The 18,213-nt window shown below is 61.6% G+C and carries 17 protein-coding genes and 1 pseudogene; 7 read left to right on the forward strand and 11 right to left on the reverse strand.

All coding sequences use genetic code 11. The features are described 5' to 3' along the window. Window positions 1–135 precede the first annotated feature (135 nt). Window positions 136–1,161 (reverse strand): NAD-dependent epimerase/dehydratase family protein, encoded by a 1,026-nt coding sequence (locus tag PQR54_RS20845; protein WP_408248942.1) that lies wholly within the window; start codon window positions 1,159–1,161, stop codon window positions 136–138. 109 nt (window positions 1,162–1,270) lie between these two features. Here PQR54_RS20845 and PQR54_RS20850 point away from each other — a divergent pair, with 109 nt between their 5' ends. Then, window positions 1,271–2,302, forward strand: a complete 1,032-nt coding sequence (locus PQR54_RS20850) for a CDP-6-deoxy-delta-3,4-glucoseen reductase (protein WP_408248944.1) — start codon at window positions 1,271–1,273, stop codon at window positions 2,300–2,302. On the opposite strand, the gene PQR54_RS20855 is transcribed toward PQR54_RS20850, so the two are convergent. After that, on the reverse strand, window positions 2,268–3,200 hold the full coding sequence (locus tag PQR54_RS20855) for a hypothetical protein (protein ID WP_408248946.1): 933 nt from the start codon (window positions 3,198–3,200) through the stop codon (window positions 2,268–2,270). The genes PQR54_RS20850 and PQR54_RS20855 overlap by 35 nt on opposite strands. 542 nt (window positions 3,201–3,742) lie before the next feature. On the opposite strand from PQR54_RS20855, the gene PQR54_RS20860 reads away from it, so the two are divergent. Then, window positions 3,743–4,927 carry an acetylornithine transaminase gene (locus PQR54_RS20860; RefSeq protein ID WP_408248948.1) on the forward strand — a complete coding sequence of 395 codons (1,185 nt, stop codon included), beginning with the start codon at window positions 3,743–3,745 and terminating at the stop codon, window positions 4,925–4,927. Between the two features lie 18 nt (window positions 4,928–4,945). After that, window positions 4,946–5,416 carry a GNAT family acetyltransferase gene (locus tag PQR54_RS20865; protein ID WP_408248950.1) on the forward strand — a complete coding sequence of 157 codons (471 nt, stop codon included), beginning with the start codon at window positions 4,946–4,948 and terminating at the stop codon, window positions 5,414–5,416. A gap of 83 nt (window positions 5,417–5,499) precedes the next feature. Here the strand turns inward: PQR54_RS20865 and PQR54_RS20870 are convergent, their stop codons facing one another. The 7 genes from PQR54_RS20870 to PQR54_RS20900 all read right to left on the reverse strand — a co-directional run bounded on the left by PQR54_RS20870 (window position 5,500) and on the right by PQR54_RS20900 (window position 12,536). Continuing rightward, window positions 5,500–6,216 (reverse strand): ABC transporter ATP-binding protein, encoded by a 717-nt coding sequence (locus PQR54_RS20870; protein ID WP_116139411.1) that lies wholly within the window; start codon window positions 6,214–6,216, stop codon window positions 5,500–5,502. Then, the gene (locus tag PQR54_RS20875; protein ID WP_408248952.1) at window positions 6,216–6,989 is read right to left on the reverse strand and encodes an ABC transporter ATP-binding protein; all 774 of its coding nucleotides are present in this window, start codon (window positions 6,987–6,989) and stop codon (window positions 6,216–6,218) included. Before PQR54_RS20875 ends, PQR54_RS20870 begins: the two co-directional genes overlap by 1 nt. A 20-nt stretch (window positions 6,990–7,009) precedes the next feature. Beyond that, a complete protein-coding gene (locus PQR54_RS20880; RefSeq protein WP_408248954.1) occupies window positions 7,010–8,179 on the reverse strand; it encodes an ABC transporter permease subunit in 1,170 nt (389 codons plus the stop codon). Between the two features lie 18 nt (window positions 8,180–8,197). Then, window positions 8,198–9,148 (reverse strand): branched-chain amino acid ABC transporter permease, encoded by a 951-nt coding sequence (locus PQR54_RS20885; protein WP_091799725.1) that lies wholly within the window; start codon window positions 9,146–9,148, stop codon window positions 8,198–8,200. 230 nt (window positions 9,149–9,378) lie between these two features. Continuing rightward, window positions 9,379–10,578 carry a branched-chain amino acid ABC transporter substrate-binding protein gene (locus PQR54_RS20890; RefSeq protein WP_408248956.1) on the reverse strand — a complete coding sequence of 400 codons (1,200 nt, stop codon included), beginning with the start codon at window positions 10,576–10,578 and terminating at the stop codon, window positions 9,379–9,381. 540 nt (window positions 10,579–11,118) lie between these two features. Next, complete coding sequence (gene ispH, locus PQR54_RS20895; RefSeq protein WP_168795008.1) at window positions 11,119–12,078, reverse strand: 4-hydroxy-3-methylbut-2-enyl diphosphate reductase; 960 nt, start codon at window positions 12,076–12,078, stop codon at window positions 11,119–11,121. A gap of 2 nt (window positions 12,079–12,080) precedes the next feature. Continuing rightward, on the reverse strand, window positions 12,081–12,536 hold the full coding sequence (locus PQR54_RS20900; protein WP_106283410.1) for an FKBP-type peptidyl-prolyl cis-trans isomerase: 456 nt from the start codon (window positions 12,534–12,536) through the stop codon (window positions 12,081–12,083). A gap of 166 nt (window positions 12,537–12,702) precedes the next feature. Between PQR54_RS20900 and radC the strand changes: the two are divergent. The 4 genes and pseudogenes from radC to nadB all read left to right on the forward strand — a co-directional run bounded on the left by radC (window position 12,703) and on the right by nadB (window position 15,980). Next, window positions 12,703–13,482 (forward strand): annotated as a pseudogene (gene radC, locus PQR54_RS20905) (RadC family protein). 239 nt (window positions 13,483–13,721) lie between these two features. Then, window positions 13,722–13,955: a 50S ribosomal protein L28 gene (gene rpmB / locus PQR54_RS20910; protein WP_012434114.1), complete on the forward strand. Its 234-nt coding sequence runs from the start codon at window positions 13,722–13,724 to the stop codon at window positions 13,953–13,955. A 10-nt stretch (window positions 13,956–13,965) separates the two neighbouring features. Then, on the forward strand, window positions 13,966–14,133 hold the full coding sequence (gene rpmG, locus PQR54_RS20915) for a 50S ribosomal protein L33 (protein WP_007180630.1): 168 nt from the start codon (window positions 13,966–13,968) through the stop codon (window positions 14,131–14,133). A gap of 248 nt (window positions 14,134–14,381) precedes the next feature. Continuing rightward, entirely contained in the window at window positions 14,382–15,980 is a 1,599-nt protein-coding gene (gene nadB / locus PQR54_RS20920) for an L-aspartate oxidase (protein ID WP_408248959.1), read from the forward strand. Window positions 15,981–16,071: 91 nt separating this feature from the next. On the opposite strand, the gene nadC is transcribed toward nadB, so the two are convergent. Beyond that, on the reverse strand, window positions 16,072–16,971 hold the full coding sequence (nadC, locus tag PQR54_RS20925; protein WP_408248961.1) for a carboxylating nicotinate-nucleotide diphosphorylase: 900 nt from the start codon (window positions 16,969–16,971) through the stop codon (window positions 16,072–16,074). Continuing rightward, window positions 16,971–18,110 (reverse strand): quinolinate synthase NadA, encoded by a 1,140-nt coding sequence (gene nadA / locus PQR54_RS20930; RefSeq protein ID WP_012434117.1) that lies wholly within the window; start codon window positions 18,108–18,110, stop codon window positions 16,971–16,973. Before nadA ends, nadC begins: the two co-directional genes overlap by 1 nt. Between the last annotated feature and the right edge of the window lie 103 nt (window positions 18,111–18,213).

Below are 18,213 nucleotides of genomic sequence, written 5' to 3' on the forward strand. Positions count from 1 at the left end.
GGCCGCGTCGCGCTGATGCAGTGGAGCGCGGCGCGGATGGGACTTTCCGGGCGACGCCTGGTGAGATGGCTTTTTGCCGCGCTTTTTCGTGGGTTTCTGCGGTGCGTGAGGCGACTTGAAACGGCGTGCTTCGGGCTACTCTTTCACGCCTTCACGCAGAAAATCTTCCACGCTCGGATACCGCAAGCGCACCCGCAACTCATCTTTAAGACGCCGGTTGATCAGCCGCCTCGATTCACGCATGAACGACAGCAAGGTCGGCTCGATCTGCGACTCCGCTTCGGCTCGCGTGATGCGCGGCGCGCGCGCGAGGCCGAACGCATCGGCGACCTCGTCGAAGTACTCGCCCATTTTCAGCGACGTGTCGTCGGACGCATGCACTACGCGCCCCGGCCGCCCGTGCGTAGCGATGCGTACGAGGATCGCGGCGAGATCGTCGGCGTGAATGTGGTTAGTGTAGACGTCGTCGGCATCGATCAGGGCTGGCGTGCGCTTTTCGAGCCGCGCGAGCGGCAGGCGGTTGCCCGCGTAGATGCCCGGAATCCGCGCGATGCTCGCCGCGACGCTGCCGCGCGCGGTCGCGCGCCGCAATTGCCGCTCGGCCGATACGCGCCGTTTGGCGCGCGGATTGGCGGCTTGCGTCGCGCGGGTCTCGTCGATCCACGCGCCGCCGCAGTCGCCATAGACGCCCGTCGTGCTCGCGTACACGAGGCGCACGGGTGCACGCGAACCGGCGGTCCGGCGCACCCCGTCGGGTACAATATTGGCTGTTCCAGATTCCGCCCACGAGGCACGAAGTTGGCGCAACCGCCCCACCGGCGCGGCCGCAGGCGCCACGGCGGCCCGCGCTGAAGCGCGGCGCGTGCTTAAAGTAGCGAGCAAGGCGCGGGTACGGCGGTCGTCGTCGCCGGTTTTCTGTGGCGGCGCGAGATGCAGCACCGTCGGTGCGAGGCCCGCCAACCGTTTCAGGCTGCCGCGCACGTCGAGATCGCCGACCAGCGGCGTAACGCCCGCGGCGCGCAATTCGGCGCAGCGCCCGGCGTGGCTGGTCAGCGCGAAGACATGCGCGCGTGGCCGCAGCAAGGGCACGCAGCGCATGCCGACATCGCCGCAACCTACGATTAACACGCGCGGCCGGCGGAAGTTTCGTGTCGCTTTCATGGTGGACGCATTGTAGCCGTCAAGCGCGGCACGTACCGCGCAGTTGACACGCCGGGTCCGATCGCACGGGTCCCATAACGATTACCGACTTTTCGATTTCGAACACTTTATGGCATTTAACGTCACGCTCCGGCAAAGCGGCCGGCAGTTTCAGGTAGAACAGGACGAACCGGTGCTGAGCGCCGCCTTGCGCCAGGGCATCGGCCTGCCGTACGGCTGCAAGAATGGCGCCTGCGGTTCGTGCAAGGGCACTGTGGTCAGCGGGGAAATCGAACAGCGCCCGCATTCGTCGTCGGCTTTGTCGAACGACGAAAAGACGCGCGGCATGGCGCTCTTCTGCTGCGCGACCGCTTGCACCGATCTCGAAGTGGACATCCGCGAAGTGGCGGGCGTCGGCGACGTGCAGGTCAAGAAGCTGCCGTGCCGCGTGAACGCGATCGAGCGCAAGGCCGACGATGTCGTCGTGCTGAAGCTGCAATTGCCCGCCAACGAGCGTCTGCAATATCTCGCCGGCCAGTACCTCGAATTCATTCTGAAAGACGGCAAGCGCCGCAGCTATTCGATGGCGAATGCGCCGCACACGGAAGGTCCGATCGAATTGCACATCCGTCACATGCCCGGCGGCGCGTTCACTGATCACGTGTTCAACACCATGAAGGAGCGCGACATTCTGCGCTTCGAAGCGCCGCTCGGCACGTTCTTCCTGCGTGAAGATTCGGATAAGCCGATCGTGCTGCTCGCGTCGGGTACGGGTTTCGCGCCGCTGAAGGCGATCGTCGAGCACGCGCTGTTCAAGAACCTGAACCGGCCGATGACGCTCTACTGGGGCGCACGTCGCAAGAAGGACCTGTATCTCCTCGAGCTGGCCGAACAATGGGCGCGCGAGATTCCGAACTTCAAGTTCGTGCCGGTGCTCTCGGAACCGGACGCGGGCGACGCATGGACAGGCCGCGTCGGTTTCGTGCATCGCGCGGTGATCGAGGATCTGCCGGATCTGTCGGCGTATCAGGTGTATGCGTGCGGCGCGCCGGTAATGGTCGAGTCGGCGCAGCGCGATTTCACGCAGCATCACGGTTTGCCGGAAGACGAGTTCTACGCGGATTCGTTCACGAGCGCAGCGGATCTGGCGAACGCGGTTTGATGGGAGCGGCATCGACGCAGGGGCGTCGATGCTCGCCATGCGCATTTCTGGAAGCGCGGCTATGCAAATGGCCGCGCTTCGTGCATTGATGGTTCGCACCGACGCAAATCTCGATTTTGCGCTGAAGCACGTGCGCCTGATTCTCGAGCGCGGCATGTTCGGACTCCAGCATTTTATGCAACGGGGTACGGCCATCGCCGCCCGCCGCTCCCAGATTCGAAGCCAGAAAATCCACCGCGCTCAGCGTGTCGAACAGCCTGTGACCATACACAGGTTCATGGTGTGCAACGCGATTGCGGGTCTGGTAGATGCGCTCAAGCTGAACGGCAACCGCGGACCTGTCGATCCGCTTTTCCGGAAAAATGCGCTTTAGCGCCGGTTTCCACAGTGTCTGTTCGTAGTCGCGGGAAAAAAGGCGCTTCCAGAAGTACATCGTGAGTTGGGTAATCACCTGACCGCTTCGAACAGCGATCGCTTTTTGCCGCGCGTCGACCCGATGCTCATGTTCCAGGCCCGCTGGCACGCCGCGACGGAACACGGTTTGGTCGAGCGCGCGCTTGTCAGAAGCTGTTAGCTTGGCATACGCTGCGCGTTGCGCTCCGCGCACCGCCGCTTCGATCTTGCTCCGCTCCTCAACTTTCCAAACGAACGACGCGGGTGGACGACGCAACCAGCCGTCGACGCCAAAGTGATCGCTCAGCCGATCGCACACCGCATTGCGCAGCGCTATTTCGACGACCGCCGTCACGCTCATCAATGCCCCGGCGAGTTGCAGCATCTGCTGATGGAGCGCAACGGCCGCGCGAGTCGTGCCCGCCATCGCATGAAAAGTACTCAAACGTTCTCCGGAAAGCAGCGCTGCGACTGCGGAAATTTCCTGGTCTGTGAGGTGGTCCATTGACGGGAACCTCCTTGGATTTTAGAATTGTTGGCGATAAGTCGGGATCAGCGTCGGCAGCTATCTTCGGATGGGCGGACCCCCGGCTTCCTGATTCAGAATGGGCGCTCAGATGAGCGCCCATTTGCATTTCCGGCGACTGTTCTCAGTTGTTCGTTGCGAGTCGCCCTGCCCGTCGGACAGTCGATTCAGAGCGCCGCCGTCACATTTTAGTCAGCCGGACATCTCATAATCCGCAAGCCGCATGAACTCGCGCCGCGGACAAAAATATCCGTCCAACGCAAATTCATGGTTTACACCAGCGCTTTCCTTGTCGTATTCTTTCGCGCATGAACCGCATCCAATCCGAACTTCGACGTCGCCGCTCGCCGCTCCCCTAGGGACGCCGCTGGCTTCGTCACGGATTCGCGCCACACCAAGGCGCAAGCTGTTCGAATCATGAAAGCCACGGCATGCCGTGGCTTTTCTGTTTTTCCGGCCCCTGGTTCGTCGTTGGCCAATCTTCATCCACCCTTCACCCCCGCTGTCTGGAGCCTGCCGTCATGAATTTCAATGAATATCCGATCGAGTCGCTGATGTACATCACGAACCGGCCCGAAATCGTTTTCACGCACGGCAAAGGCTCGTGGCTCTACGACAACAACGGCAAGCGATATCTGGACTTCATCCAGGGCTGGGCGGTCAACAGCCTCGGCCATTGCAACGACGGCATGATCGAAGCGCTGAACAAGCAGGCGCAACTGCTGATCAACCCATCGCCGGCCTTCTACAACCAGCCGATGGCGCAACTCGCCGGCCTGCTCACGCAACATAGCTGCTTCGACAAGGTGTTCTTCGCGAACAGCGGCGCAGAAGCTAACGAAGGCGCGATCAAGCTCGCCCGCAAGTGGGGCAAAAAATTCAAGGACGGCGCGTTCGAGATCATCACGTTCGATCACAGCTTCCACGGCCGCACGCTCGCCACCATGTCGGCGAGCGGCAAGCCGGGTTGGGACACGATCTATGCACCGCAAGTGCCGGGCTTCCCGAAGGCGGATCTGAACGACATCGCGTCGGTGGAAAAACTCATCAACGCGAAGACCGTTGCCGTGATGCTCGAACCGATTCAGGGCGAAGGCGGCGTGATTCCCGCCACCCGCGAGTTCATGCAGCAGCTGCGCGAGCTGACGAAGAAGCACAACCTTTTGCTGATCGTCGATGAAGTGCAAAGCGGCTGCGGCCGTGCCGGCACGCTGTTCGCGTACGAACTGTCGGGCATCGAGCCGGACATCATGACGCTCGGCAAGGGCATCGGCGGCGGCGTGCCGCTCGCGGCGCTACTCGCGAAAGCAGAGATCGCCGTGTTCGAAGCGGGCGATCAGGGCGGCACCTACAACGGCAATCCGCTGATGACCGCGGTCGGCTACTCGGTGATTTCGCAACTCACGGCGCCGGGCTTCCTCGAAGGCGTGCGGGCGCGCGGCGAGTATCTGCGCGCGAAGCTGCTGGAGTTGTCGGAAGAGCGCGGCTTCAAGGGCGAACGCGGCGAAGGCCTGCTGCGCGCGCTGCTGCTCGGCAAGGACATCGGCAACCAGATCGTCGAAAAGGCGCGCGACATGCAGCCCGACGGCCTGCTGCTGAACGCGGCGCGCCCGAACCTGCTGCGCTTCATGCCGGCGCTGAACGTGACGAACGAAGAAATCGACCAGATGATGGCGATGCTGCGTTCGATTCTCGACACGCTGTAACCGAACAGGACCGCGCGTATGACGACGAGCGCAACGCTATCGATCCGCCGCTTCGAAGCGAGCGACACCGATGCGGTGGTCGCACTGTGGCAGCAAGCCTTCCCCGAGTACCGGGACGTGACGCGGCCGCAGCGCAATCCGCATCTGTCGATCGCCAACAAGCTGGCGACGCAGCCGGAACTGTTCTTTGTAGCTGTGCTCTGCGAGCGGATCGTCGGCACGGTGATGGGCGGCTACGACGGCCACCGCGGCTGGCTGTATTCGCTCGCGGTGGATGAGTCGCTGCGTCGTCACGGGATCGGCACGCGGCTCGTGGCGCATGTCGAAAACGCACTGACGGAGCGCGGCTGTCCGAAGCTGAATCTGCAGGTGTTGTCCGCGAAGGCCGACATCCGTGCGTTTTACGAAGCGCTCGGTTATCGCGCCGATGCGGTGATCAGCCTCGGCAAGCGCCTGGGTGAATTCGCGGACGCGGTGCCTGCCGCCTGATCCCGAGTCGCGCCAGATAGAAAAAGGCCGCATGCGTTTTCGCGCATGCGGCCTTTTTTATACGCAGAGCAAACTAATCAGGCTTATTCACCCAGATAAGCTGCCCGCACCTTCGGATCATCCAGCATCTGCTTCGCGTCGCCCGACATCGTGACCAGACCCGAGTCCATCACGTAGCCGCGGTTCGCTGCTTGCAGCGCCAGACGCGCGTTCTGCTCGACCAGCAGCACGGTCATCCCTTCAGCCGAAATCGCCCGCACCACTTCGAAAATCTTCTCGACCATGATCGGCGACAGACCCATCGACGGCTCGTCCAGCAGCAACAGTTTGGGGCGCGAGATGATCGCGCGCGCCATCGCCAGCATCTGCTGTTCGCCGCCCGAAAGCGTACCGGCGTATTGCGCTGCACGTTCCTTCAGACGCGGGAAGAAGCCGAACATGCGATCGACGTCCGCCTTGATGCCGTCCGTATCCGTACGCAGATAAGCGCCCATCTGCATATTCTCGACGATCGACATGCGCGCGAAGATGCCGCGCCCTTCCGGCACCATCGCGAGACCGCGCTTGAGCAGCAGATGCGGCGGCACGCCCTTGATCGACTCGCCCATGTACTCGATGTCGCCGATCGTGTAGGGCTTCAGACCCGTGATCGCCTTCATCGTCGTCGTCTTGCCCGCGCCGTTCGCGCCGATCAGCGTGACCAGTTCGCCCTGCGCGACCTCGAGATCGATCCCCTTGACTGCCTGGATGCCGCCGTAATTGACCTGCAGGCCCTTGATTTTCAACATTGCTGTAGCCATTAGTGGACCCCCGCACCCAGATAAGCTTCGATCACCTTCGGATCCTTCTGCACGTCCTGCGGCAGACCTTGCGCAATCACCTTGCCGTAGTCGAGCACCGTCATCTGGTTGCACAAACCCATCACGAGTTTCACGTCGTGCTCGATCAGCAGGATCGTCTTGCCGTCCGCGCGGATCTTGTCGAGCAGCTTGGTCAACTCGACCTTTTCCGTCGCGTTCATGCCGGCCGCCGGTTCGTCCAGCGCGAGCAGCTTCGGATCGGTTGCCAGTGCGCGGGCAATTTCCAGACGGCGCTGGTGGCCGTACGACAGGTTGCGCGACGTGTAGTCCGCGTACTGCGCAATGCCGACGTATTCCAGCAGTTCGATCGCGCGCTCCTTGATCTCGCGCTCTTCCTTGCGCTCGGCCGGCGTCTGGAACACCGCGCCGATCAGGCCGTGTTTCGTACGCACGTGGCGCCCGACCATCACGTTTTCCAGCGCGGTCATGCCGCCGAACAGACGGATGTTCTGGAACGTGCGCGCAATGCCGGCCTTCGCCACCTGATACACCGCGGTCGGCGTATAGTTCACGCCGTCGAGCTTGAAGTCGCCCGAATCGGGCGTGTACAACCCCGTGATCACGTTGAAGAACGTCGTCTTGCCGGCGCCGTTCGGGCCGATCAGACCGTAGATCGTGCCTTCCTTGATCTCCAGCCCGACGTCGGACAGCGCCTGCAAACCGCCGAAGCGTTTGTTCACGCCCTTCACGGACAGTCGAATGTTATCGCTCATAGTTATTCACCTCGTGTCCGTTAGGCCCGTACCGGCTTCTTGCCGCTACGCTTCGACAGTTTCGCGATCTTGTCTTCGTGCTTCGGCGACGGCCACAAGCCTTCCGAGCGGTACAGCATGATCAGCACCATCGCGAGTGCGTAGACCAACTGACGGATCACTTCCGTATCGACGATTTCGTGGCCGAACACCATGTTCTGCAGCGGACCCATCGTCGAGCGCAGGAATTCCGGCAGCACCGCGAGCAGCACCGCGCCGAGAATCACGCCCGGAATATGGCCCATGCCACCCAGCACCACGCACGCCAGCACCACGATCGACTCCGGCAGCGTGAACGATTCCGGCGACACGAAGCCCTGGAACGAGCCGAACATCGCGCCCGACAGGCCGCCGAACGACGCGCCCATCGCAAACGCCAGCAGCTTCACGTTACGGGTGTTGATGCCCATCGCCTTGGCGGCGATTTCGTCTTCGCGGATCGCGGCCCATGCACGGCCGATACGCGAGTGCTGCAGGCGCGTACACACCCAGATCACCAGCAGCGCGGCCAGCACGAACAGGTAGTAGTACGAGTACACCGACGGGAACTGGAAGCCGAACAGCGAGTGCGTTTGCGCGAGGCTGAAGTCGCCGACGTGCACCGGGTCGATCCCCGTGATCCCCTTCGGGCCATTGGTGATGTTCACCGGACGGTCGAGGTTGTTCAGGAAGATCCGGACGATTTCCCCGAAGCCCAACGTCACGATGGCGAGGTAGTCGCCGCGCAGACGCAGCGTCGGTGCGCCGAGAATCACGCCGAAGAACGCGGCGACGGCCATCGCGCAGGGCACGATGATCAGGAACGGCACGTGCAGGCCATTCGGCGCGAGATGCGCGATCCACTCGAACTGCGACGCCAGGTGCGGCGAGCTCAGTAACGCGGCCGTGTAGGCGCCGACCGCGTAGAACGCGATGTAGCCCAAGTCCAGCAGGCCGGCGAAGCCGACCACCACATTGAGGCCGAGCGCGAGCATCACGTACAGCATCGCGAAGTCGAGCACGCGGACCCAGTAGTTGCCGCCTGCGCTGCCGATGATCATCGGCGCGGCGATCACGAAGATCGCGGTGATGATGCCGACGGTCAGCGTCTTCGTCAGGTTTCTTTCAGGGATGAGCGTTGTGGACGGCTCGATCGGTTGAATTGAGGTCATATCTGTTTTCTCCCGGGATCAGGCGCGATCCGCAACACGTTCGCCAAGCAGGCCCGACGGACGGAACACCAGCACGATGATCAGCACGATGAAAGCGAACACGTCCTGATAGTTACTGCCGAACACACCGCCAGTGAGGTTGCCGATATAGCCGGCGCCCAACTGTTCGATCAGGCCGAGAATCACGCCGCCCACCATCGCGCCGCCGAGATTGCCGATCCCGCCCAGCACCGCCGCGGTAAAGGCCTTCAGGCCGGGGATGAAGCCCATGTAGAAGTGCGCGTTGCCGTATTCCGACGCGATCATCACGCCGGCCAGAGCGGCGAGCGCCGAGCCGATCATGAAGGTGGCCGAGATCACGAAGTTCGGGTTCACGCCCATCAGCGAGGCATTGCCCGGGTTTTCCGCGATGGCTCGCATCGCGCGGCCGAGCTTGGTCTTGTGGACCAGCAGCAGCAGGCCGCCCATCACGAGGAACGCCACCACGATGATCACGATTTCAGTCATCGAGATCACGGCGCCAGGCGTCGTGTCGGTGGCCTTGATCACGTTCAGCGGATCGGTAGGCAGCAGCTGCGGGAACGGCAGCGGGTTGCGCGACCAGATCATCATGGCCAGCGTCTGCAGCAGGATCGACACGCCGATCGCGGTGATCAGCGGGGCGAGACGCGGTGCTTTGCGCAACGGCCGGTAGGCCACGCGCTCGATCGTGTAGCCGACCGCCGCGCACACAATGGCCGCAATGATCAGCGCGATGACGAGCGTCGGCACATTGCCGAGGCCGGGGAAGTGGTTCTGAAGCACGCCTATGGCTGAGAGCGCAACCATCGCGCCCACCATCAACACATCGCCGTGAGCGAAGTTGATGATGCCCAAGATGCCGTAAACCATCGTATAGCCCAGTGCGATGATGGCGTAAACGCTGCCAAGCACCAGCCCGTTGAGGACCTGCTGGATGAAAATATCCATTTAATGCTCCTTAGCCCGTGCGACTGGATTCGCGTTCTTCATCAGCCGGTGGGCGGTGATGCGGTACGCCAATCTCAACGGCACTGCGGGTACTGATGTAAAAGACCGGTAAGGGTTATCCGCTGCCGGTTCGCCTTGGCGACTGGATAACAGTCGCGGACTCGCCTTGAGCGGATGCAAAAACGGCACCGTTGGGTGGTTTCGGTGCCGTCAGGCTGAACGTCCCGTCATCACATCTTCACGACGTCGAGAACTGCTTTTTTGCCGTCCTTGAAGTCGTAAAGCGTAATGGCGCCCTCTTTCAAATCACCCTTGTCGTCGAACGCAATGTGACCGATTACCCCGTTGTAATCAGTCGACGGCATCGCAGCCAGCACCTTGGGCGCCTCGATCGAATTAGCGCGCTTCATTGCATCGACAATCACGTACACAGCGTCATACGTGAACGGCGCGTAAATCTGCACCGGTGTGTGGAAGCGGTCCACGTACTTCTTTTCGAAGTCCGCTCCCTTGTCCATTTTCGAAAGCGCGAGTCCTGCCTCCGAACAGACCAGGTTTTGCACGGCGGTTCCCGCCAGCTCACCCACCTTGTCGGTACACACACCGTCGCCGCCAAGGATTTTTGCCCTGATACCGAGCGCCGCCGCCTGTTTGGTGAACGGCCCGCCCGTTGCGTCCATGCCGCCGAACATGATCACGTCCGGCTGAACACGCTTGATCTTCCTAAGGACGGCCTGAAACTCCGTAGCCCTGTCATTCGTGGTTTCGCGCGCAACGATCTTTGCCCCGCTCGCCTGTACCGTCTTCGCAAACTCGTCCGCCAGGCCCTTGCCGTAGACGCTCGAGTCATCGACGATCGCGATGCGTTTCGCGTTGAGCACTTTCGTTGCGTAGTTGGCAAGCGCCGGCCCCTGCTGGGCATCGGTCGCGACCACGCGATAAGTCGTCTTGAAACCTTGCTGCGTGTACCCCGGGTTCGTCGACGACGGCGAGATTTCCAGGATGCCGGCATCGCTATATATCTTGGACGCCGGAATCGAGACGCCCGAATTCAAGTGGCCGACCACGGCGACGACATGGTCGTCGACGAATTTTTCAGCGACCGCCGTGCCCGTTTTCGGGTCCGCGGCGTCGTCTTGCGCGTCGAGCTCCAACTGGATCTTGTGGCCGTCGATAGTCAAACCCTGGGTGTTGATTTCATCGACCGCTAAACGCGCGCCGTTTTCATTGTCTTTACCGAGATGCGCAATGGGCCCGGTCAATGGGGCCGCATGGCCGATTTTCACGACAGTCGCTTCGCTCGCCGGTGCCGCTGCAACCGTAGCCGCCGACGCACCCGCTCCCGCCTCGCCATCCTGTTTCTTGCCGCACGCGGTCAACATCGCAACCGCGGCCGCGATGGACACGGCGTAAGCAAATTTGACTCGCATTAAGTAGGTCTCCTGCGCCTTCCAGAAACTATTGTTCGGGGCCCTAAGGCCTTGAGAACGCGCGCATTGTAACTCCAATTTTGCGACGGGCAATATTGTTGAACCGGCAGGGTTTTCCTGCATTGCAACCTTATTTTGAGAGCGAAATCCCCCAAAAGGCGCAACCCGGTTGCGATTGTTTTCCGTGCATCAGTTGCACCAGCGTTGCACCCAATGGCATCAAGTGTTGCAGCGGATTCCCCCGACACCCGGTTACAGCGTGGTTCGCCTTAGGTATTACGTTTCCATCAATATCGAGACGCACGCACTATCTTAGTGCGTCAAAAAAACGCGCAGCCGAGTTAGGTCATATAAAACGGGGACGCATCACTTATAAATCTATAAAAAACCAGATCGCATTTCAAAGAAATTTGTGCGAGCGGACACCAAAACCGGCACTTTCTTATGATCTGGCACTTTATTATCGGCACGCCTGTTGAAGTCTGGAGATAAAAAAAGCGCGCCCTAGGGCGCGCTTTTCTTTCAGCAGTTGGCGGATTGTCAGGCCGGCAGACCCAGCCCGCGCGGCAGCGGAAACGCGATGTTTTCCTCGATGCCGTCCAGCGCGCGCACGTTGCGCACGCCGAGCTCACGCAGCCGGGCGATCACCGCCTGCGCCAGCACTTCCGGCGCCGAGGCGCCAGCCGTCACGCCGATGCGGCGTTTGCCTTCGACCCAGACCGGATCGATCTGATCGGGCGAGTCCACCATATAGGCCGGCACGCCGAGCTTTTCGGCCAGTTCGCGCAGCCGGTTGGAGTTCGAACTATTCGGGCTGCCGACTACGATCACGACATCGCACTGCGGCGCCATGAACTTCACTGCGTCCTGGCGGTTTTGCGTGGCGTAGCAGATATCCTGCTTCTTCGGCTCGCGGATGGACGGGTATTTGGCCTTCAACGCGCCGATGATCTCGGCGGCGTCGTCGACCGATAGCGTGGTTTGCGTAACGAAGGCAATCCGCTCGGGGTCGGCCAGCTGCAAGGCCTGCACGTCTTCGATGTCTTCCACCAGATGCATGCCCTCGCCCGCCTGCCCCATCGTGCCTTCGACTTCAGGATGGCCTTTGTGGCCGATCATCACGATGTCGAAGCCGTCCTGACGCATCTTCGCGACTTCGATATGCACTTTGGTCACGAGCGGACACGTTGCGTCGTACACGCGCAGCCCGCGCGACTCGGCTTCCGAACGCACAGCCTTCGACACACCGTGCGCGCTGAAAATGACCGTATTGCCGGGCGGCACTTCTTCCAGCCGCTCGATGAAGATCGCGCCTTTCTTGCGCAGATCCTCGACGACATATGCGTTATGGACAATCTCGTGACGCACGTAGATCGGCGAGCCGTGCAGCTTGATAGCCCGCTCGACGATCTCGATCGCCCGGTCGACGCCGGCGCAGAACCCGCGCGGCTGCGCCAGCAGGATCTCGGTTTCAGCAAGAGTCGTATCCGTGGTGCTCATGTTTACAGAATCCCGATGATTTTCACTTCAAATGCCAGCGCCTGGCCAGCAAGCGGGTGGTTGAAATCGAACAGAGCCGAGGTTTCGCCGACTTCTTTGAGGACGCCGGCGTAACGGCCGCCACCCGGCGCGTTGAATTCGACCAGGTCGCCCGGCGAAAAATCCTCGCCGATCATGCTGTTTTCCCGCAGCGTGGCCAGCGACACGCGCTGGATCAATTCCGGATTGCGGGGACCGAACGCCTGGCCCGGCGTTAGCTGAAAGGTCGAGTGGTGGCCCACCTTCAAACCTAGCAGAATATCTTCCAGCGGCGGCGCCAGTTGGCCGGCGCCGAGCAGCAGCGTGGCCGGCTTGTCGTTAAACGTATTGATGACTTCGGCGCCATCGGCAAGGGAAAGCCGGTAGTGAAGCGTCACATGGGAACCGGGTTTCACTTCGGAAATGTCGATGATGCTCATGCAATGCTCGCTCAGTCGAAGCGCGCTGCACGCGTGCGCCGCTGGCGCGGTCGACGCGTGTGGCAAACCGTCGGGGTGCCGTGCGCAAAGCGTCTATTGTAAGCCACATGGCGGGCAGCGGCTTGCGTCGTGGCGCCCCAAACCCGAAGCGGAGGACACTCTATATATGGCAGATGACGCCACCCTGTTCGACGAGGCAGCCCTCGAGGCGGCCACCACCGAGTCGTCGCAGCCCAATGCGACGGCTTGCGGCGCACCTGCGCCCTCGCCGCTTCTGCGCGGCAAATGGCTTAAAGACGATATGCCGCGCGAGCGGTTGCTGAGGCAAGGGCCCGGCGTGCTGTCGGACACCGAGATGATCGTGCTGATACTCGGGTCTGGCCTGCCCGGTCACGACGTCTTCAGCGTCGCGCGCGAGTTGCTGGACCGTTTCGGCTCGCTGCGCGCCATGCTCGACGCGACCTAAACGGATTTCGACGGCCTGCGCGGCATCGGCCCGGCGAAAAAAGCGCAACTGCTCGCCATCATGGAAATGGCGCGACGTTCGTTAGTCGACAAGCTGCGCTCACGCTCGCTGTTAAATTCACCCGAAGCCGTGGAAAATTACCTGCGTTTGCGGATCGGCGGGCGCCCACTGGAGGTTTTTGTATCGCTCTTCCTTGACGCGCGACATCGACTGATACACTGCGAGGAAAGCGCGCAAGGCACGCTCACGCGCATGGCCGTGTATCCGCGTGAAATCGTGCGGCGCGCACTGAGCCTGAATGCCGCCAGCCTGATCGTCGCGCATAATCACCCTTCCGGCGCGGTCCAGCCGAGCGCAAGCGACTGCCGTTTGACGCATACGTTGCGCGATGCCCTGCATCTGATCGACGTGCAACTGGTCGATCATCTGGTGGTCGGCGTCGACAGCGTTTACTCGTTTGCCCGCGCCGGCTGGCCGTGAGACGGCAGGAACCAGAGCCGCGCAGACATTGCGCCGGGTCCGGCATCGCAAATAAGGTTTGATTTTGCGGCTTTTTTTCCGCTATAATTCCGGTTTGCCTATTTCCAACCCCCTGTTCCGAAGCCACCAAGGCGTTCCGGAAAGGAAACGTGTCTAGAGTTGTCACAAGCTCAGCGCGAGTCTTTTCGGGAAACTTTCACGGCGTTCGAACTCAGAATTAGCGTATTAGGAGTGCTCTCATGGCACGCGTATGCCAAGTAACTGGGAAAGCGCCGATGAGCGGCAACAACGTTTCCCACGCGAACAACAAAACCAAGCGCCGGTTCCTGCCGAACCTGCAAAGCCGCCGTATCTGGGTGGAAAGCGAAAACCGTTTCGTGCGTCTGCGCATTTCGAACGCCGGTCTGCGCTTGATTGACAAGAACGGTATCGACTCCGTGCTCGCAGATCTGCGCGCACGCGGCGAAGCCTAAGGAGTAAATCATGGCAAAAGGCGCACGCGACAAGATCAAGTTGGAATCGACCGCAGGCACGGGTCACTTCTACACGACGACGAAGAACAAACGCAACATGCCGGAAAAGATGCTGATCAAGAAGTTTGATCCGGTCGTCCGTAAGCACGTTGAGTACAAGGAAACCAAGATTAAATAAATCTTGGCTCCAGCCTGACGAAGGCAAAAGACATGCAAAAAAGCCTCGCATTCGTGCGAGGCTTTTTTGTTTTCAGCGCGTGTTTGTTTTTGCTCCAGGGTTTCTGTTTCTACCTATTCGCCCACGCGAACAGTCTTATGTCGTTCGGCCAGCTTTCCCTCATCCGTTGCGGCGCGTATCCTTTCTCGTTTTAGCGGCGAGCGAATGGCACGCCGTCACCGCAAAACGAAAAGACGGAGATGTAGGCAATGGAATTCGATGTGGCGATTGTCGGTAGCGGCCTGGCTGGGCTAAGCGTCGCGCTCAATCTGGCGGAGACACGGCGTGTGGCGGTGGTTGCCAAGCGATCCATGACCGAAGGCGCAAGCGACTGGGCGCAAGGCGGCATCGCAGCAGTTCTGGATTCGGCAGACAGCATCGAAAATCACGTACGCGATACGCTGATCGCCGGCGGCGGTCTTTGCGACGAAGCGGCCACACGCTTCATCGTCGAACATGGGCGTGCAGCGATCGAATGGTTGATTGCGCAAGGCGTACCGTTCACCAAAGACGACGCCGCCGAGCTTGGCTTCCACCTCACACGCGAAGGCGGCCACAGTCATCGCCGGATCATTCACGCGGCAGATGCAACGGGCCATGCCGTGGTGGCCACGCTCAGCGAGCGAGTGCGCCGTCACCCGAACATCACGCTGCTCGAAGATCACTACGCCATCGACTTGATCACGTCCGACCGCCTCGGCTTGCCGGGTCGACGTTGTCACGGCCTGTACGCGCTAGATCTGCAAAGCGGGCGCACAGTCACAATCGAGGCGCCGCACACCGTGCTCGCCACCGGCGGCGCCGGCAAGGTCTATCTCTACACGACGAATCCCGACACCGCGACGGGTGACGGCATCGCGATGGCGTGGCGTGCCGGTTGCCGCGTGTCGAATATGGAGTTCATCCAGTTCCATCCGACCTGTCTGTTCCATCCGTATGCGAAGTCATTTCTGATCTCGGAAGCAGTGCGCGGCGAAGGCGGCATTCTCAAACTGCCGGACGGCACGCGCTTCATGCCGAATCACGACGAACGCGCCGAACTCGCGCCGCGCGACATCGTCGCGCGGGCGATCGACTTCGAAATCAAGAAGCGCGGCATCGACTGTGTGTATCTCGACATCAGCCATCAACCGCCTGAATTCCTGCGCGAACACTTCCCGACAATTCTGGCGCGCTGCCAGGAATTCGGCATCGACATCACCAAAGAAGGGATTCCGGTCGTGCCGGCCGCGCACTACACGTGCGGTGGCGTCGTCACCGATCTGGCAGGCCGCACGGATCTCGCAGGCCTTTATGCGGTCGGCGAGACGTCATGCACGGGCCTGCATGGCGCGAACCGGTTGGCCAGCAATTCGTTGCTCGAGTGCCTGGTGATTGGACGCTCCGCGGCCAAGGCCATCGAAGAAGAAGGGTTTAGCGCCGCCGTCCACGCCCCGCTGCCGGACTGGGACGAAAGCCGCGTGTCCGATCCCGACGAAGAAGTAGTGGTCGCGCACAACTGGGACGAACTGCGCCGCCTGATGTGGAATTACGTCGGTATCGTACGGACCGACAAGCGGCTCGCGCGAGCGAAGCACCGGCTCGCCCTGCTGCGCGACGAGATCCACGAGTACTACGCGAACTTCAAGGTGAGCCGCGACCTGCTCGAATTGCGCAATCTGGTCGACGTGGCGTCGTTGATCGTCGAAGGCGCGCGTTCGCGGCGCGAGAGCCGCGGCCTGCACTTCAGCCGCGACTGGCCGGCGACCTTGCCCAAGGCGTTGCCGACCGTGCTCTCGCCGGAGCATGTGCGCAACCGCAACGTGTGATCGAGACAAGCTGAAGCGAAAAGGCCATCGCCGAAATGATCCGGCGATGGCCTTTTGTCCGATTGGACGTGACTGAATGCGAGCTTGAGCGTTAGACGATTCGCATCGAGTAATCCGTTGCGCGCACGTCCTTCGTCAGCGCACCTATCGACACACGATCGACGCCGGTTTCCGCAATCGTACGCACCGTGTCGAAGTTCACACCGCCCGACACCTCCAGCACCGCTCGCCCCGCTGTGATGCGCACCGCATCGCGCATGGCATCGAACGAGAAATTGTCCAGCAAAATGGATTGCGCGCGATGAGCCAGCGCCGTTTCCAACTGCTCGAGCGTCTCGACTTCGATCTGGATCGACACGCCCGCATTCAGCGCCAGCGCCGCGTCCATTGCCGCGCCCACACCGCCGGCCGCGGCAATGTGGTTTTCCTTGATGAGAATGCCGTCGTACAGCGCGAGCCGTTGGTTCGCCCCGCCGCCCACGCGCACCGCGTACTTCTGCGCAAGCCGCAAGCCCGGCAAGGTCTTGCGCGTGTCGAGAATGCGCGTTCGCGTATGCGCGACCGCATCGACATAACGGCGCGTCGCGCTCGCCACGCCCGACAGCAATTGCAGAAAGTTCAGCGCGTTGCGTTCCGCGGTCAACAACGCGCGAACAGGGCCGCGCATTTCACAGACCGTTGTGTCGGCCGTCATCCGCTCGCCTTCGCGATAACGCCACTGGATTTCAATACGCGGATCGACCTGGCGCATGACCGCTTCGAACCACGGCACGCCGCACAACACCGCATCTTCGCGCACGATGATGCGTGCATCGCGCACATCGTCCGCGGGAACGAGGCGGCCTGTCTGGTCGCCTGCGCCGACGTCTTCGGCCAGTGCATCGGTTACGTTGCGCGTCAGCGCGGCGTCGAAAGCCGTGCCGTATTGGGCGTAAATCTCTGCGAACAGCGGCGACACCGCTTCGAGCTTGTTGCCTTCTACCGCGCCCATTAAGCCGCCCCCACGTTCGAATAGAGTTGCGTGTCACGCGCCAGATCGCCGCTTGCCTGCACGCGCTTCTTGTGGCGCGCCGCGAAGTCCAGCATCCGGTCGATCGGCAAACGCGCACGCTCGCCGATTGCACGATCGACGAAAATTTCGTTGTGGCCGCGCTCGAGCACATCGGCCAGATTCGCGAGGCCGTTCATCGCCATCCACGGGCAATGCGCGCAACTCTTGCAAGTCGCGCTGTTGCCGGCCGTCGGCGCGGCTATCAAGGTTTTGCCGGGCGCCGCGAGTTGCATCTTGTGCAGAATGCCGAGATCGGTCGCCACGATGAAATGCGTCGCGTCGAGTTTTTGCGCCGCGTCGATCAATTGCGTGGTCGAGCCCACCACGTCCGCTTGTGCGACCACATTAGCCGGCGACTCCGGATGCACCAACACTTTCGCGCCCGGATATTCGGCGCGCAACAGATCGAGTTCGATACCCTTGAACTCGTCGTGCACCAGACACGAACCTTGCCACAGCAGCATGTCCGCGCCGGTCTTGTTCTGGATATAGCTGCCAAGGTGCCGGTCCGGCGCCCAGATGATCTTTTCGCCACGCGCGTGCAGATCGGCAACGATCTCCAGGCCGATCGACGACGTCACCATCCAGTCCGCGCGCGCCTTCACCGCCGCACTCGTGTTTGCGTACACGACCACCGTGCGGTCCGGGTGCGCGTCGCAGAAAGCCGAGAATTCATCGACTGGGCAGCCGAGATCGAGCGAACAGGTCGCATCGAGATCCGGCATCAGAATGCGCTTGTCCGGACTGAGAATTTTCGCCGTCTCGCCCATGAAGCGCACGCCCGCGACGACTAGCGTTTGCGCCGCGTGATCGCGCCCGAAGCGTGCCATTTCCAGCGAGTCGGCCACGCAGCCGCCGGTCTCGTCGGCCAGCTCCTGCAATTCCGCATCGACATAATAGTGCGCGACAAGCACCGCTTTCTCGCGTTCGAGCAATGCGCGGATACGTGCCTTCAGCGCCACCTTCTCTTCCGCCGACGGCATGTCGGGCACCTTCGCCCACGCCTGCCCGATGCCGCAGGTCGTGCCCTGCGCCTGTGGCCGGTCGTATTCGACGGTCCTGATCGCCTGCTGATCCATGATCTCCTCTGCCTTCGCTCTGCCGCCGCGGACTGTCAATCGGATGTCGTTGCAGTTTCCGCGGCCCAAAAAGCAAAACCCCGCCAACGCGGGGTTTTGTGAC

This window comes from Paraburkholderia phytofirmans (assembly GCF_046028095.1).
In the GTDB taxonomy this organism is placed as follows: domain Bacteria; phylum Pseudomonadota; class Gammaproteobacteria; order Burkholderiales; family Burkholderiaceae; genus Paraburkholderia; species Paraburkholderia phytofirmans_A.